At 67.8% G+C, this 854-nt stretch carries 1 protein-coding gene; it reads left to right on the top strand.

Annotated features, from left to right (window positions below):
- The coding region (locus A5694_RS11445) for a DUF4118 domain-containing protein (protein WP_131809571.1) at positions 1 to 854 on the top strand (854 nt) is incomplete at both ends.

Here is an 854-nt window from a genome sequence, read left to right as displayed (position 1 = left end):
CCGCCGGAGAAGGTCGACGCGGCACTGGCCAACTACTTTCGCGGCGAAACCCTAACCGCGCTGCGCGAACTGGCGCTACTTTGGGTGGCCGACCAGGTAGACGCCGCCCTGGCCACCTACCGCGCCGACAAAAAGATCACCGCAACCTGGGAGGCGCGCGAGCGGGTGGTCGTGGCCGTCACCGGCGGCCCGGAATCGGAGACGCTGGTCCGCCGAGCCTCGCGGATCGCGTCGAAGTCCAGCGCCGAGTTGCTGGCGCTGCACGTGCTGCGCGGTGACGGGCGCTCGCCCTTGCCCGATGCCCGGATCGGCAAGATCCGCGAGTTGGCGGCCAGCCTCGGCGTCTCGCTGCACGTCGTCGTCGGCGACGATGTGCCGACCGCGCTGTTGGATTTCGCCCGGGACGTCAACGCCACCCAGCTGGTGATCGGGACGTCGCGGCGGTCCCGCTGGGCACGTTTGCTCGACGAGGGTATCGGTGCGACGGTGGTGCGGCTGTCCGGGAAGATCGATGTCCACATAGTGACTCATGAAGAGTCCGGGCAAGGCTTTCGCGGCGGAGCGCTCTCGGCTCGGCAACGCCGTGTGCTGCCATGGCTAGCGGCGGTGCTCGTGCCGTCGCTAGTCTGCTGGATCACAACCGCATGGCTGGATCCGGTGCTGCGCCTAGGCGGAGAGAGCGCGCTGTTCTTCGTCGGCGTGCTGGTGGTCGCCCTCCTCGGCGGCGTCGCCCCCGCAATGCTGTCGGCTGTGGTCTCGGGCCTGCTGCTCAACTACTTCCTGATCGACCCCCGACACAGTTTCACCATCGCCGAAACCGATTCGGCGATCACCGAAATCGTGCTGCTGCTGGT

Source organism: Mycolicibacter sinensis, assembly GCF_001667945.1.
Lineage (GTDB): Bacteria > Actinomycetota > Actinomycetes > Mycobacteriales > Mycobacteriaceae > Mycobacterium > Mycobacterium sinense_B.
Note: the sequence above shows the minus strand (reverse complement) of the source record. Positions and strands in the feature narration are given on the sequence as shown.